At 66.0% G+C, this 14,317-nt stretch carries 13 protein-coding genes and 1 tRNA gene; 4 read left to right on the plus strand and 10 right to left on the minus strand.

Annotation, left to right across the window (positions count from 1 at the left end):
• Nucleotides 1-97: 97 nt before the first annotated feature.
• Nucleotides 98-1,195 carry a DNA cytosine methyltransferase gene (locus tag BST44_RS08285; protein WP_244184756.1) on the minus strand — a complete coding sequence of 366 codons (1,098 nt, stop codon included), beginning with the start codon at nucleotides 1,193-1,195 and terminating at the stop codon, nucleotides 98-100.
• A 65-nt stretch (nucleotides 1,196-1,260) separates the two neighbouring features.
• Here BST44_RS08285 and BST44_RS08290 point away from each other — a divergent pair, with 65 nt between their 5' ends.
• Entirely contained in the window at nucleotides 1,261-1,686 is a 426-nt protein-coding gene (locus BST44_RS08290; RefSeq protein WP_208619751.1) for a very short patch repair endonuclease, read from the plus strand.
• Nucleotides 1,687-1,723: 37 nt separating this feature from the next.
• Here BST44_RS08290 and BST44_RS08295 read toward each other — a convergent pair whose 3' ends face one another.
• Nucleotides 1,724-2,017 (minus strand): hypothetical protein, encoded by a 294-nt coding sequence (locus BST44_RS08295; RefSeq protein WP_083176503.1) that lies wholly within the window; start codon nucleotides 2,015-2,017, stop codon nucleotides 1,724-1,726.
• 207 nt (nucleotides 2,018-2,224) lie between these two features.
• Nucleotides 2,225-2,806, minus strand: coding sequence for a recombinase family protein (locus BST44_RS08300; RefSeq protein ID WP_083176505.1), 582 nt, complete (start codon nucleotides 2,804-2,806; stop codon nucleotides 2,225-2,227).
• Nucleotides 2,807-3,081: 275 nt separating this feature from the next.
• On the opposite strand from BST44_RS08300, the gene BST44_RS29465 reads away from it, so the two are divergent.
• On the plus strand, nucleotides 3,082-3,345 hold the full coding sequence (locus BST44_RS29465; RefSeq protein ID WP_142274407.1) for a hypothetical protein: 264 nt from the start codon (nucleotides 3,082-3,084) through the stop codon (nucleotides 3,343-3,345).
• A 453-nt stretch (nucleotides 3,346-3,798) separates the two neighbouring features.
• Here BST44_RS29465 and BST44_RS08305 read toward each other — a convergent pair whose 3' ends face one another.
• Nucleotides 3,799-4,944 carry a DUF3631 domain-containing protein gene (locus BST44_RS08305; protein ID WP_158086644.1) on the minus strand — a complete coding sequence of 382 codons (1,146 nt, stop codon included), beginning with the start codon at nucleotides 4,942-4,944 and terminating at the stop codon, nucleotides 3,799-3,801.
• Between the two features lie 482 nt (nucleotides 4,945-5,426).
• Here BST44_RS08305 and BST44_RS08310 point away from each other — a divergent pair, with 482 nt between their 5' ends.
• Nucleotides 5,427-6,620, plus strand: coding sequence for a tyrosine-type recombinase/integrase (locus BST44_RS08310; protein WP_083176652.1), 1,194 nt, complete (start codon nucleotides 5,427-5,429; stop codon nucleotides 6,618-6,620).
• Nucleotides 6,621-6,657: 37 nt separating this feature from the next.
• Here BST44_RS08310 and BST44_RS08315 read toward each other — a convergent pair.
• From BST44_RS08315 to ponA2, 4 genes are all read right to left on the minus strand, one after another.
• Nucleotides 6,658-6,731, minus strand: a tRNA-Pro gene (locus tag BST44_RS08315).
• Between the two features lie 61 nt (nucleotides 6,732-6,792).
• Nucleotides 6,793-7,899, minus strand: coding sequence for an L-cysteine desulfhydrase Cds1 (gene cds1 / locus BST44_RS08320; RefSeq protein ID WP_083176509.1), 1,107 nt, complete (start codon nucleotides 7,897-7,899; stop codon nucleotides 6,793-6,795).
• Nucleotides 7,896-8,894, minus strand: coding sequence for a metallophosphoesterase (locus BST44_RS08325; RefSeq protein WP_083176511.1), 999 nt, complete (start codon nucleotides 8,892-8,894; stop codon nucleotides 7,896-7,898). The genes cds1 and BST44_RS08325 overlap by 4 nt, the downstream gene beginning before the upstream one ends.
• Nucleotides 8,895-8,979: 85 nt before the next feature.
• Nucleotides 8,980-11,409, minus strand: coding sequence for a transglycosylase/D,D-transpeptidase PonA2 (ponA2, locus tag BST44_RS08330; RefSeq protein ID WP_083176513.1), 2,430 nt, complete (start codon nucleotides 11,407-11,409; stop codon nucleotides 8,980-8,982).
• Between the two features lie 349 nt (nucleotides 11,410-11,758).
• Here ponA2 and BST44_RS08335 point away from each other — a divergent pair, with 349 nt between their 5' ends.
• Nucleotides 11,759-12,109 (plus strand): WhiB family transcriptional regulator, encoded by a 351-nt coding sequence (locus BST44_RS08335; RefSeq protein WP_083176515.1) that lies wholly within the window; start codon nucleotides 11,759-11,761, stop codon nucleotides 12,107-12,109.
• 21 nt (nucleotides 12,110-12,130) lie between these two features.
• Here BST44_RS08335 and bagB read toward each other — a convergent pair whose 3' ends face one another.
• Both bagB and bagA read right to left on the minus strand, forming a co-directional pair.
• Nucleotides 12,131-13,294: an ATPase BagB gene (gene bagB, locus BST44_RS08340; RefSeq protein ID WP_083176517.1), complete on the minus strand. Its 1,164-nt coding sequence runs from the start codon at nucleotides 13,292-13,294 to the stop codon at nucleotides 12,131-12,133.
• Nucleotides 13,291-14,313: an ATPase BagA gene (gene bagA, locus BST44_RS08345; protein WP_083176519.1), complete on the minus strand. Its 1,023-nt coding sequence runs from the start codon at nucleotides 14,311-14,313 to the stop codon at nucleotides 13,291-13,293. The genes bagB and bagA overlap by 4 nt, the downstream gene beginning before the upstream one ends.
• Nucleotides 14,314-14,317 lie beyond the last annotated feature (4 nt).

The raw sequence follows: 14,317 nt of genomic DNA on the forward strand, positions 1-14,317 counted from the left end.
GGCGAACTTGTCGGCTCCTCAGTCGAACCGACCGTCGCAGCGCAAGGTTAGGTAGTCCGATACCCGCGAACCTTCTGGCACGTCCAGAACCGACCGGTCACCCAAGACAGCGGCGAATGTGCTTCGCAACAGCCGACGCTAGGCCGACCGGAACGGCGTTTCCGATCTGTTTGGCTATCTCGATCTTCGACCCGCACCACAGGTAGCTTTCCGGGAAGTCCTGTAGTTGTGCGGCCTCAAGGTGAGTGATGACACGGTTGACGCGGCGCCGGGCGTTGGCACGATCCCATTGCGGGTGGAGGTACTGGCCCTTTTCAGGCTTGAAGAACTCGGTACGAATGGTTAGCGACGGCGCGTCCCAGCGCATGCGGCCCATAACATCGGTCGTGCCCGTCGGCTTGTTGCGCCAGCAGTCGGGAAGCAACTCATCTGGCAGGTCGAAGCGGCCCCCGCCAGGAGGGATGCAGTCGTAGCGCAGCAGTGATAGCTCGCGAGGATTCCGCCCGAAGTGCAAGTCAAGCCACTTGAACTGGCCGGGAACATCCTCGCCGAAGTAGGTTGTCCGAGCTTCCGGCAGCGAGGTTGTCACAGGACGTTCTGGAAGCTTGCCGATGCGGTCGCGCACTGTCACCCAAGGCTTGAGCCGACCAGCCGCTACCCGCGCATGCGTAGGTTTCGGTAACTCAATGCGCCCGACTCGCGATCCGACGACGATTGTGCGCGGACGGCGCTGCGCGACGCCGTAATCAGCAGCCAGCAGCACGTTGTGCGACAGTTCATAATCGCGGATCATGCCGCTTCGTGCTTCGTGTAGCAGCAGTTGGAACTCGGTGCTGCTTTTGAAGCGGTCGACGTTCTCGATGACGAAGACTTTGGGGCGCACCCGCTCGACGACCTGCAGGTAGCTCTTCCAGAGTTGGTTACGCGGATCGTTAACATCGCGACTTCCAAGGTTGGAAAAGCCCTGGCATGGCGGCCCTCCGATGACGATGTCGGCTTTCGGTAGGTCCGACTTGAGCCGATCGTTGATGTCGCCCCAGTACGTGTGGTCCTCGCCATAGTTGGCCGCATACGTGGCAGCAGCGTGCAAGTTCCATTCGACAGCCAGGACGGGCCGAAAGCCATGTCGAACAAACCCCGTCGTCATACCCCCGCACCCGGCGAAGAGATCGATCATCGTCAGGGTTTTCCTCACGCAAGTGATGTTAGGGAGCTGGACCGACAGATGGGTTCCGGCACGCCGGTCCTACGCTTGGAGCCGTGGTCGGATCATGGGCGTCGTCCGCTGGAGTTCGGGCGAGCATGCAGGCCAACAAGAGCAGGGACACTAAGCCGGAAGTCGCGCTTCGCTCAGCGGTCCACGCCCTCGGGCTTCGCTACAGGGTCTCGACACAGCCGATCAAGGGACTGCGGCGCACCGCCGACTTGGTCTTCCCTCGGGCACGGGTTGCGGTCTTCCTCGACGGTTGCTTCTGGCACGGTTGCCCTGAACACCACACAGTCGCGGTCACTAACGCGAAGTACTGGTCGGATAAGGTTGTGGAGAACAAGTCGCGTGATCGGGACACAGACCAGCGGCTCAACGAAGCTGGCTGGGTGAGCCTCCGGATCTGGGAACACGAGGACCCTTACGAGGCGGCCTTGCGTGTTCGTGACGTCGTGACACGTCGCCTCAGAGTCCGCTAAGCCACGTAGCCCCGACACCGACATGGCGCTACGACCGCTAACGCTCGAAGTTCCCATAGCCCTCGAGCGCGTAGACAGGCACACCCCCGAAAATGCCCACGGCGGGGAATACGAATCGCTCGGTGTAGGAATCGTGGATTAGCGCCCCGTCGCCCTCGATCACCGTGTCAGGTCCCATCATCCAGTTCTCGACATAGCGGCGGAACGCCTCAGCCGTGACAACGGGGACGCTGTCGAGAAAGCCCACAGCGAGAAGCCAAGCGTCAGGGTCTCCCGCGATGTCTGAGCGGACGCTATCGCCGGTCCATTCGATGCCTTTGATGCCAGTCATGATCGCTCCGATTGGGTTTGGTGGCTAGGGGTCATTACAGGGCCTCGACATCGCCGAAGCCAACTCACTGCTGGGCATCCCAAGCCAGTACGGCCATTGCGGCGCTGGCGAGGTCCTTGCCCGCGTGCAGCATGTCGTCGGCAGTTGGGCCTCGCCCGTCCCTCCGGGCCAAGGCAGAGGACAACTGTGCCACCAAGTGGGCGGGGATCATTTGTCGGCCACCTTCCGGTCGAGCCGCGCACGGGTGTTGTAGATCGTGGCCCTGCTGACGCCGTACTCGCGGGCCAGCGCCGAGGCCGACTCACCTTTGGTCAACCGCTGAGCAACCGCGTCGGCCTGGTCGTCGCTCAGCGATGGGACACGGCCCTTGTAGATGCCCTTGGTCTTGGCGATGGCAATGCCCTCCTTCTGGCGCTCTAAGAGCAGGGCGCGTTCGAACTCGGCCACGGCGCCCATGACCGACAGCATCAGCGTCGCGCACGGGTCGCTGGTATCGCCAAACGTCAGGCCCTCCTTGGCGAACCGAACCCGGACGCCCTTGGCCGTGAGTGCGTCGACGGTCTGACGGAGATCGACCAGCGACCGGGCTAGTCTGTCCATGCTGTGAACCACTAGTTCGTCGCCCTGGCGCACATACGTCAGGCACTCGGTTAGCGCGGGCCGATTGGTGTCCTTCCCGCTGGCGTGGTCGGTGAAAACTTTGTCCAGGTGAAGCCCGTCTAACTGGCGGTCGGTGTTTTGATCGACCGTGCTGACCCGCACGTAGCCAATGGTCTGGCCCGCACTCATGCGCCCTCCTCGTGTGTCTATTTGGGATCTTAGATCCAAACTAGACCAGTGTCGATCAATGCGCAACCCACCCTAGTTAGACGCCAGGTAACCCCCAGAGCTCTGTCTGGAATGGGTGTACTTCAGATGGACAGGACGGTCGCAGCACGGTGCCGGGCGCAGAACCGGGCTTCTTTTTGGCCGAGTTGACGGCCTCGTTCGGGCCGTAGGAAGTGAGCGACGATTGAGTCGGCCCAAACGAAACGGCGTAGCGTTGTTGGCTTGGAGGTGCCGCCATGAGCGACGACGCCGCACGGCGGTCCAGAGTTTCTGGACTGGCCCGCTGGTCTGCCGATGAGGCGGCCAAGCGTCTGGCAGTGGTGCGTGAACGTCTGCATGCGTCGCGTCTAGCCGCTGGCGATGCCCATGGCCGTGCAGCGGAGCTGCACGACAGAGCTGCCGAAGGCGGTTTCGGTAACATCGATGCCCATCGGCGGTCGGCGGAGCGACATCGATTGGCCCGCGATGCCGACTACCTGGCCGCTGAGCAGGATCACTAAGTCCTGAGATCACTGCGCCGTGCCTGGCTGCCATATTCCCACCCTCACGCCAAGCCAAGTTCCTTCAACAAAGCCCACTCGGCTTCGAACGGCTTCTTCCGCTTTCGTTGAACCGGCTTCTCGCCGGTTGGCTTATTAGGACCGACCACCGGCTCTTGCATCCGCACGTAACCCCTTATCGGCGCGTCCATGGGCTGGCCCGAGCGCAAACGCCGGTAGTGCGTCGAGCACCAGCCGGACGTGTATGCCCGACGGCCGCAGTCGTCATGCTTGCAGCGCATTGCGCCTCCGTTCTGGTTGGGTTCGTTCGCCTGGGGGGGACCCCCGCAAGCCGGAGGAATCGGATACGTCAAGCAAGTTCATCCCCCTCTCTCCGGGTCAAAATAGTTTCACTGATGCAAAAGGCGAATTGCGTTGTGCAGTCGGTGGACATCCGGCCTGCGTGCAAGCCGGTCACCGCGTTTCCTCCAGGCCATCGCCGACCTCGCGGACCTCGCGCATTGTGGATGGGTGTACATACCGCTCCCAAGCGTCCCGTAGGTCATCAGCGGTGTAGCCCTTCGCTGATCGGTCACACACCCACACATCCTTCGAGTGAATGCCATACGGCTTCAGGAGCCGGGACAGGTCGCGGTCCGTTATGGCAGAACCCTGGCCGTGGAAGTGATTCCAGCGCGACTCCGGTAAGGCGCACAGCCCAGCAAGGATGTCTTGTGTAGACATCTTGGTCGTGTCGCCGAATACGGTTTGAACATCACGCAGCAGCACAACGCCATGGCTGCACTTGTCCTCATTGGAAGACGAGAGCGCGACCGCAGCCATTCGGGCGGTTGTGGGCCAGTGACTCCCAGCCGCGTCGGCCACCATCACCAACGCCTCCCAAACGTCGGCGGTGCGATCTTGAACGGGCATCTTCTCGGGCCAACCAAACACGGCATTTTCCATCCAAGAGCTGAGGCGCTCACCAAGTTCCTTGGCTTCGCTGCGATGTACACGCCCCCGCCAGGATTCCACGCGTTCAGTGTGTTTGCGCTTCTTCATGGCGATCACGACGGCACGGTCGGCGATGGTGTCAGGAAGTCCGCCAAGCCCGGCGAGTGCAACCGCGCAGTAGGCGGAGTAGTCCTGGCCTGTCAGGCCGTCGGGACCCCAAAGGCCGCGACCCGCTGTCCCGTCGCGACGGTGGCCCGCGTTCAGTACCGCTCTGAGATCTTCGTTGCCCCTAGCTTTTTGGCCATAGACGGTGTCGATCTCGTCATAAAACAACGTGGGGCGAGGGTCTTGGGAGACTTTGGCCAAGACGTATCCGGTTGTTGCCTGGGAGACGCGCACGGCACGCGGAACCAGGTGCTCGCTTACCTCAAGTGCCCGCGTCTTTCCGCTGCCCTTTTCCGGTGACATAAACGCGAGCCGGGGGGTGGATTCCCATTCGTCCATGCGCCATGTGTGCGCGAGCCACAAAGTGTGTGCGTAGCGGGCGTGCTCGTTGGGATAGGCGATGAAGCGGGCCAGGAAGTCCGCCACAGCGTCGAGGACAGTACACCCATCCATGTGCGCGAGAACCGCGATGTCCGCGAGGCCACCTGTCGGTACGGTCACCGGACACCGCCTCTGGCAGTCGCGGCTTCCTGTGCAGCCATCCATGCGAGAACGTCTGAACCCAGTACTTCACGTAACGTCCGCACTTCCAACTCTTCGGCCCGATGCCGTTGGCGCGATACCAGCGATAGGTGGCTACGGTGTGGCCGCTCAAGTTGGCTGCGTCGCCGATGCTGAGCAGCTCGTCGTTGGGTGTCGTTGTGTTGGGCATGATCTCTCCGTGATACGTGGTAGCTGTTGTGAGCCAACTACTCCAGCTCTTTCTCTTTGATCTCACCACGACCAGTTCCACGCTCCTCCGGAAGTTTCCGTGGATTCGTGGAGACCGGAGGTGCAAGATCTCTCACGAGACCTATTCTGCCTCAACCCGTTTCACGCGCTGTGCCAGTTGTGCCACGGTTGAAGGCGTGGCACAACTGGGACGGTTCGACTTTCCGCGCGATCTCGCGGCACGGTCGGACGCGTACTCTACGATTCGAGCCATGAAGCAGCAGCGAGGACAGCGTCAAGGTGTTGAGAACCTCTGGATCAGCAGGTCTGGCCAGCGGACGAAGCTTTACGGCAAGGGTAAGCAGTACCGGGCACGCTACGTCGACACCGGCGGCAAGGAACATACTCGACGATTCCAGTACAAAGCCGAGGCGACGGACTGGCTTAAACAGATCACGCGTGGCGGAGTTGACATTGCTCCACCTGTGGCGGGGGAATGGACTGTGGCACAGCAGTTCTCGCTGTGGATCCGCAAGGCAGACATCGCGGAGACGACCAGGGCCACAAGGCGGCATACCTGGCGTGCTCACGTCGCTGACAAGTGGGGCGACTTGCTGCTGACGAAGGTGTTGCCTCCAGACATCAAGGCATGGGTGGCTGACTTGGTCGACGCGGGAACGGGCGTGCCGACCATCGAGAATGCGCTCGGCATCCTCCGTATGGTGCTCAAAGATGCGGCGGAAGACGGGCGGCTGATCCGTAACCCGTGCGACGGGATAAACGCTCCCAAGCGGCAGCACAGGTCTAGGGCCTACCTCACTCACAAGCAAGTTGAGCAGCTCGCCTTGGCCGCCGGAGAGGATCACGGGCTGGTCGTCCGCCTCCTGGCGTACACGGGACTTCGGTGGGGTGAGCTGGCCGCGTTGTCGGTTGCTTCGGTAGACATGCTTCGTCGTCGGCTGCAGATCTCCCAGGCGGTAGCCGAGGCGGATGGCCGTCTGGAGTGGAAGTCGCCGAAGGACCACGAGCGCCGCTCGGTCCCCTTCCCTGCCTTCCTCGCGGATGAACTTGGCAAGCAGATGGTCGGTAAGAGCCGAGAGGATCTGCTGTTCTCCGCGTCGAAAGGCGGGCCGCTCCGGATCTCCCACTGGCGGCCCCGCGTGTTCAATGCGGCCCGCGACTCGCTGGACGATTTCCCGACCGTGACGCCGCACGACCTGAGGCATACAGCTGCCAGCTTGGCGGTGTCTGCGGGCGGCAACGTTTTGGCGCTGGCAAGGATGCTGGGCCACGAAGACCCGAGCCTCACACTGCGGACATACGCCGACCTGTTCGACTCAGACCTGGACGCTCTGGCCGACGTGCTCGACCAGCACCGTACTGCGGCGCTGAGACCATCAAATGCCAACGATGGCAGTGAGTCTGAGGGACAAAACGTACCCGGTACGCTGCAGCAGAGCGCCTAGCTGCCCTGAGTAGGCTTCTCACCAGCTACAACATGGGTCGGGGTGGCGGGATTCGAACCCACGGCCTCTTCGTCCCGAACGAAGCGCGCTACCAAGCTGCGCCACACCCCGCTTGAAGCTCCGACAGCCTATCGCACCGGCCCGTCGGCTGGCCAAACCGCGGGGTGGCGGGTCACTGCCACAGACAGGAGCGCTCGAACTCCACCAGCTCCGCGGCGGGGCCGCTGGTGTCGAGACCCTGCGCGCGGACCCACTCGTCGTCGAAGAAGGTGTCCTGGTAGCGGTCGCCGCTGTCGGCGAGCAGCGTGACCACCGAACCGCCGCGCCCCTCGGCGACCATCTCGGCGAGCAGGCCGAAGGCGCCCCACAGGTTGGTGCCCGTCGAGGGCCCCACCCGGCGGCCGAGGACGGCGCTGACGTGGCGGGCGGCGGCGATGGAGGCGGCGTCGGGAACCGCCACCATGCGGTCGACCACGCCGGGCAGGAACGACGGCTCGACCCGCGGCCGGCCGATGCCCTCGATCCGCGACGAGGTGGGCATGACGATGTCGTAGCGGTCTTCGGCGTAGGCGGGGAAGAACGCGGAGTTCTCCGGGTCGACGACGCACAACCGGGTCGCGTGCCGCCGGTAGCGGATGTAGCGGCCGATCGTCGCGCTGGTGCCGCCGGTGCCCGCGCCGACCACGATCCACGCCGGAATCCGATGCGTCTCCTCGCCCATCTGCTCGAAGATCGACTCCGCGATGTTGTTGTTGCCCCGCCAGTCGGTGGCGCGTTCGGCGTTGGTGAACTGGTCCAGGTAATGCCCGCCGGTGTCGCGGGCGACGCGCTCGGCCTCGGCGTACACCTCGGCCGAGTTCTGCACGAAATGGCAACGGCCGCCCTGGGCTTCGATCAGCCTCACCTTGGACGAGCTGGTGGACGCCGGCATCACCGCGACGAACGGCAGGCCCAGCAGGGCCGCGAAGTAGGCCTCCGACACCGCCGTCGAGCCCGACGAGGCCTCGACCACCGTGGTGCCCTCGTTGATCCACCCGTTGCACAGCGCATACAGGAACAACGAGCGCGCCAGCCGGTGCTTGAGGCTGCCGGTGATGTGGGTGGTCTCGTCCTTGAGATAGAGCGCCACGTCGACGTCCGCGCCCCAGGCCGACGGCAGCGGGTAGCGCAGCAGGTGCGTGTCGGCGCTGCGGCGGGCGTCGGCCTGGATCAGCCGGACCGCGTCGTCCGTCCAGCACCGCGCGCGGCTGCGGACCGCGATGCGGGTCCGCTCGGTCAACGCACCGAAACTGTTGGCTGCGAACGGCTCAGGTCGCTGGCCGAATCGCGACCGCCCATCGGGGTGGCGATCAACGTCAGCAGCGTGGCCTCGGGCCGGCAGCAGAACCGCACCGGCGCGAACGGCGAGGTGCCGATCCCGGCGGAGACGTGCAGCTGCATGTGCGCACCCCACCGGGACGGCCCCTTGGCGCGGGAGCGGTCCAGGCCGCAGTTGGTCACCAGGGCGCCGTAGAGCGGCACGCAGACCTGCCCGCCGTGGGTGTGGCCGGCCATCACCAGCTGGTAGCCGTCGGCGGCGAAGCGGTCCAGCACACGCGGCTCCGGGGAATGGGTCAGTCCGAGGCGCAGGTTGGCGGCCGGGCTGGCCGGGCCCGCGATCGTCTCGTAGCGGTCCCGGTCGATGTGCGGGTCGTCGACCCCGGCCGCGGCGATGTGCAGGCCGGCCACCTCGAACTCGCGCCGCGTGTGGGTGAGGTCGAGCCAGCCGCGCTCGGTGAAGGCCGCCCGCAGATCCTGCCAGGGCAGCGGCTCGCCGCGGACCCGGTGCGACGGGTTGATCACGTAGTTCAGGGGGTTCTTCAGGCGCGGGCCGAAGTAGTCGTTGCTGCCGAACACGAACACCCCGGGGCGCGACAGCAGATCCCCGAGGGCCTGCACCACCGCGGGCACCGCCTTGGGGTGGGCCAGGTTGTCGCCGGTGTTGACGACCAGGTCGGGTTCCCAGTTGCTCAGCTCGCGCAGCCAGGCCTGCTTGCGCCGCTGGCCGGGCAGCATGTGCAGGTCGCTGAGATGCAGCACCCGCAGCGGCGTGGAGCCCGGCGTCAAGACCGGCATGGTGATCTCGCGCAGGACGAAGGCGTTGCGTTCGACGACGGCGGCGTAGCCGACGCCGGCGGCGGCCGAACCGAGTGCGACGGCGCCGGCGCGAATCAGCGTGGGCAGCGCCCCGCGACGGCGCGGTCCGCGCAGCGGCGAGGGGGAGAGGGGGGCCATGGAGCTTGCATCAGCCATGCTGGCAGCCTACTGCCGGTTGCGCTTTGGCAACGTAAAGCTTGCGCCACGGCGTCCAAGGTCGCGGTTACGGGGGCGGCTGCCCCGGCGGCGGGGGCGGCGGCGCCAGCAGCGGGATGGTGATCGGGGGTAGCCCGGGGATCTCCACCACCTGCGACCCCACCGGCGGTGGCGCGCCCTCCGGCGGTGGCGGCGGGGCCGGCGGGATGCCGTTGCTGACCTGGATGGTGATGATCGAGCCCGGAATCGTCGCGCCGCTCGGCGTGGTTCCGACCACCTCGCCCTGCTTGGCGCTGCTGTTGACGAAGTTGCTCTGGTCGGCGACCTGGAAGCCCGCCTCCTTGAGGCGTGTGCGCGCGGCCTCGATGTCGAGGCCGGCGACGCTGGGCACCCGCGACCCGGGGGACCCGTCGACGTAGCGGGGATCGGTCGGCGGCAACTGCACCGGCCCGAAACTGGTGGCGATCGGCTTCATCGCCGTGAACCAGGTGCGCGCCGGCTCGTTACCGCCGTACAGGTCGCCCTCGCCGCAATGGCGCAGCGGCGACGAGCACAGGTCAGTCGGCGTCGTCGAGTCGTCGTAGATGTAGTTGGCCGCCGCGTAGTGACTGGTGAAGCCCACGAAGCCCGACGAGCGGTGCGCCTCGGTGGTGCCCGTCTTACCCGACACCGGCAGCGTCCAGCCCGCCGCGCTGGCCGAACCGGCCGCGGTTCCGCCGCCCACCGCGTCCTTGCTCATCGCGTTGGCCAGGGTGTTCGCCAAGCCTTCGGGCACCACCTGATCGCACGTCTCGGTGGTCACGGCCACCTCGTTGCCGTGCCGGTCGATCAGCTTGTCGACCGGGTTCGGCGGGCACCAGGTGCCGCCGGAGGCCAGCGTGGCCGCGACATTGGACAACTCCAGCGCGTTCACCTCGATGGGGCCCAGCGTGAACGAGCCGATGTTCTGCCGTTTGACGAAGTCGGCCAGGCTCTCGTTGCTGTCGGGGTTGTAGTCGCGCGCGGTCCCGGGCTCAGCGTAGGACCGCAGGCCCAGCTTGATCGCCATGTCCACCGTGCGGGTCACCCCGACCTGCTGGATCAGCTTGGCGAACGCGGTGTTGGGCGAGGTGGCCAGCGCCTCGGTCACGTTCATCGAGCCGCGGTAGTTGCCGGCGTTGACCACGCACCAGTTGTCCTTGGGGCAGCCCTTGGCGCCGCCGCTGCCCATGCCCTTGGCCTGGAACCGCCCCGGCACCTCGAGCGTGGCGTTGATGCCCATCCCCATGTCCAGCGCGGCCGCCGTGGTGAAGATCTTGAAGACCGAGCCCGCGCCGTCGCCGACCAGCGAGAAGGGCTGCGGCCGCATGGTTTCGCCGGCGTCGAGGTTCAGGCCGTAGGTGCGGTTGCTGGCCATCGCCATCACCTTGTGCGACGTCTTGCCGGGCTGGATCACGCTCATCACGCTGGAGATGCCCGGCAGGGTCGGGCTGGCGAACTGGTCGATGGCCGACTTGACCGGGACCTGTACGTCCGGGTCGAGCGTGGTGCGGATCAGGTAGCCCCCGCGGGCCACCTGTTCCTTGCTGATGCCCGCGCGCGACAGGTACTCCTGGACGTAGTCGCAGAAGAACGCGCGGTCGCCCGCCGCGATGCAGCCGCGCGGCAACTCGTTCGGTTGCGGCAGCACGCCCAGCGGGGTGGCCTTCGCCGCGCGCAGCGCGTCGGCTTCCTGCGGGATGTTCTCGATCATGGTGTCCAGCACCAGGTTTCGCCGCGCCAGCGCGCCCTCGGGGTTGGTGTAGGGGTTGAGCGCGCTGGTCGACTGGACCATGCCCGCCAGGAGCGCCGCCTGCTGCCAGTTCAAGTCCGAGGCGTTGATGCCGAAGTACGTCTGCGCGGCGTCCTGCACCCCGAACGAACCGTTGCCGAAGGACACCAGGTTCAGGTAGCGCGTCAGGATCTCGGGCTTGGTGAAGGTCTTGTCCAGGGTGAGCGCCATCCGGATCTCGCGCAGCTTGCGCGCCGGGGTGGTCTCCACGGCGGCGCGCTTCTCGGCGTCCGTCTTCGCCGTCACCAGCAACTGATAGTTCTTGATGTACTGCTGCTCGATGGTGGAACCGCCGCGGGTGTCCACGTCGCCGCGCGCGTAGCCGGCCAGGCCGGTCAGCGTGCCCTTCCAGTCCACCCCGTTGTGGTCGGCGAACCGCTTGTCCTCGATGGACACGATCGCCAGTTTCATCGTGTTCGCGATCTTGTCGCTGGTCACCTCGAACCGGCGCTGCGAGTAGAGCCAGGCGATGGTGTTGCCCTTCGCGTCGACCATCGTCGAGACGGCGGGCACCTCCCCCTCGAGGAGTTGGGCCGAGCCGTTGGCGACGACTTCGGAGGCCCGGTTGGACATCAGCCCCAGCCCGCCGGCGAACGGAAACATCAGCGCCGTGGCGACGACACCGGCCAGCAAGCAATATCCCGCAAGCTTGAGGATGGTGAGGGAGGCCGGAGGGCGGTCTGACATGGCTACTACAGTAGCGGCCGCCCGTCACGCCGCCACGCTGCGCGTTCACCGACTTTTTGACTTGCGCTTCGGTGCGGTGGGCGGGATAAAATTTGCGCGTGCGTCAGCGGGCAGGGCCCCCGCACGTGTGCAAGATCACTTCTTCCCATACCGTTCTCAGGCGAGACGGCACGCCCGTCCCAAAAAAAGCGTTATCGGACTGTTGCGCAATTGGCAGCTGACCACCTAACTTAGACACACGGTGAGATTCAGGTAACACCGATGTACACAGTGTGGCGTAGATCGCAGGTGTGGATCTGCACCCCAGGAGGGCGGTCGCGAGAGCGGCCGGTAGGGAAGGGAACAGTTCGTGTCAGGAACACGGCCTGCGGCGCGTAGGACAAACATTGCGGCCGCACAAGGGGTACTCCGCAGCGTTGATGCCGAAGAACGGATCGCCTGGGTTTCCAAAGCACTGTGCCGGACCACGGACCCGGACCAGCTTTTCGTCCGGGGGGCCGCCCAACGCAAAGCCGCCGTCATCTGCCGGCACTGCCCGGTCATGCAGGAGTGCGGCGCGGACGCACTGGACAACAAGGTCGAGTTCGGCGTCTGGGGCGGCATGACCGAGCGCCAGCGCCGGGCGCTGCTCAAGCAGCACCCCGAAGTGGTGTCCTGGGCGGACTTCTTCGACAAGAGGAGAACCCGCAGCGTCGGCTGACCGAGCGGTTCGCCGCGGCCCCTAGTTCAGGGGCCCTGCGGCCCGCGTCGCGTCGTCGCCGGCCGGAGCGATCTGATCGGCGAGCGCCCGCAGCGCTTCGAGGTCCGAGACGTCGAACGGCAGCGACGGCACCCCGATGACGGACACGTGCGGGTTGGCCCCGGTGAACCGCGACAGCAACCTGATTTCCCGCTTGGCGGTCTGAGCGCGCTCGGCGTGAATCGTCAGCACGGCCGCGGCCAGCGACGCCGCCTCGGACTCGGGCTCGGCCGCCAGCGTCTCGGTCCCGTCGATCGCCCGCTCGGCGGGCAACGAACACAGCGTCGGATGGGTGCGATTCAGGACCAGGCCGGCGAGCGGCATGCCTTCGGTAGAGAGCCGGTCGACGAAGAAGGATGCCTCGCGCAGCGCGTCGGGTTCGGCGGCCGACACCACGACGAATTGCGTACCGCGCCTCTTCAGCAGCGCATAAGTGCGATCCGCCTTCTCCCGGAAGCCGCCGAAGGTGGCGTCCAGCGATTGCACGAAGGCCGCCGCGTCGCTCAACATCTGCGAGCCGAGCACGGTGGACATCGCCTTCATCGCCAAACCCATTGCGCCGGTGACCAATCGGCCGATGCCCCGGCCCGGCGCGAGCAGCAGCCGCCACAACCGGCTGTCCATGAAACTACCCAAGCGCTTGGGCGCGTCCAGAAAGTCCAGCGCGTTGCGCGACGGCGGAGTGTCGACGACCACCAGGTCCCACCGGTCCTCGGCCAGCAGCTGGCCGAGCTTCTCCATCGCCATGTACTCCTGCGTGCCGGCCAGCGAGCTGGCGACCGTCTGATAGAACTGGTTGTCCAGAATCGCTTGCGCGCGACCGTTTCCGGAGTACTGGAGCACCATCTCGTCGAATGTGCGGCGCATGTCGAGCATCATCGCGTGCAACTCGCCGCGGACCTCGGGCGCCAGGGGCACCCGCTGCGGGGTGTTGCCGAGGTCGTTGACGCCCAGCGCCTGTGCCAGCCGCTTGGCGGGGTCGATCGTCAACACGCAGACGTTGCGGCCGTATTCGGCCGCGCGCAACGCCATCGCCGCCGCGGTGGTGGTCTTGCCCACTCCGCCGGCGCCGCAGCACACCACCACCCGGTTGCTGGTGTCGGCCAGGATCGCGGCCATGTCGAGCCTGTTCGGTGTGATGCTCATCGAACCCCCTGCTGCGCAAGCGATTCCGAAAGCTCGTACAGGCTTCCGAGGTCGACGCCGTCGGAGATCGCCGGCAGCTCGAGCCGCGGCACCTGCAACGCGTCCAGTTGCTGGGCGATCTCGGCGCGCGCGGCGATGACCGTCGCATGCTCGATGGTCTCGGTCAGCAGCCCGGCGAAGTCGGCGTCGTTCAGCTTGATCCCCGCCATCTCAAGCCCCGCCCGAACCGAGTCCGCGTCGACGTGCCCCTCGGCGGCCTTCGCCAGGTCGGCGGGCTGCAGATGCGAGGCGATGTTGCGATTGACGATCACGCTGCCGATCGGCAGCTCCATCTCGGCGAGCTCCTCGATGGCCTCCAGCGTCTCCTGCACCGGTAGCGCCTCCAGCAGGGTGACCAGGTGGATGGCAGTCTGCTCGGAGTGCAGCAACTTCACCACCCCTTCGGCCTGCCCGTGCACCGGCCCGCCCTTGGCCAGATCCGACACGGCCTTGGTGACGTCCAGGAAGCGGGCGATCCGCCCGGTCGGTGGCGCGTCGACGACCACCGCGTCGTAGACGGGGTTCTTGGCCCCTTTGGTCAGGCGCACCACCGATTCCTTGATCTTCCCGGTGAGCAGCACGTCGCGCAGGCCGGGCGCGATGGTCGTCGCGAACTCGATCGCGCCGATGCGGCGCATCGCCCGCCCGGCAATGCCGAGGTTGTAGAACATGTCCAGGTATTCCAGGAAGGCGGCCTCGATGTCGATCGCCAGCGCGTTGACCTGACCGCCCCGCTCGGCGGTCGCGATCTTGACCTCCTGGTAGGGCAGCGGCGGGACGTCGAAGAGCTGTGCAATGCCTTGCCGCCCTTCGACTTCCACGAGAAGCACTTTGCGGCCGCCGGCGGCCAGGGTCAGTGCCAGCGCGGCCGCAATGGTCGACTTGCCCGTGCCGCCTTTGCCGGTGACGAAGTGCAGGCGGGCTTTGGACAGCCGCGCCGGCCAGCCGACGGCGCCGCCGCCGCTCGATGTGTTTGCCACCTTC

The sequence above is a fragment of the Mycobacterium scrofulaceum genome (assembly GCF_002086735.1).
Lineage (GTDB): Bacteria > Actinomycetota > Actinomycetes > Mycobacteriales > Mycobacteriaceae > Mycobacterium > Mycobacterium scrofulaceum.